The 591-nt window shown below is 53.3% G+C and carries 1 protein-coding gene; it reads left to right on the top strand.

Features of this window, described 5'->3' with window-relative positions:
- On the top strand, window positions 1-591 hold a 591-nt coding region (locus ACYP03_RS23905), incomplete at both ends, for a M48 family metallopeptidase (RefSeq protein WP_459782348.1).

The following is a 591-nucleotide window of genomic DNA, read 5'->3' as shown; positions in this document are numbered from 1 at the left end:
GGAAAAGATCAATACTGATCCTCAGGTTAATGCCTATGTTCAGTGTGTCACCCGTGCTTTAACTGCATCGCTTGGTCGTCAGCCAGAAGCACCTAGCTGGGAAGTGGTTGTATTCGACAGTGAACAGGTTAACGCCTTCGCGCTGCCCGGCGGAAAAATTGGCGTGTACACCGGCCTGCTGAAAGTTGCACAAAATCAGGATCAGCTGGCCACGGTTATCGGCCATGAAATTGGTCATGTGCTGGCCAAACACAGCAACGAGCGCTTGTCCCGTACTCAGTTAGCCAACCTGGGTTTACAGATCTCCAGCGTCGCTCTCGGTGGCACTGAGTATCAGGAAATGGCCATGGCCGGACTCGGGCTTGGTGTACAGTACGGCATTCTGATGCCTTATGGCCGTGCGCAGGAATCGGAGTCCGATATTATTGGGCTGCGAATGATGTCACAAGCCGGTTTCGATCCTAATCAAAGTGTGGCGCTTTGGCAAAACATGAACAAAGCCAGCGGCGGCGGGCAACCCCCTGAAATTCTGTCGACCCACCCTTCCCATGCATCGCGCATTGATGATTTACGCCGTGAAATCGGCCGTTT

Source organism: Photobacterium sp. R1, assembly GCF_054600795.1.
Note: the sequence above shows the minus strand (reverse complement) of the source record. Positions and strands in the feature narration are given on the sequence as shown.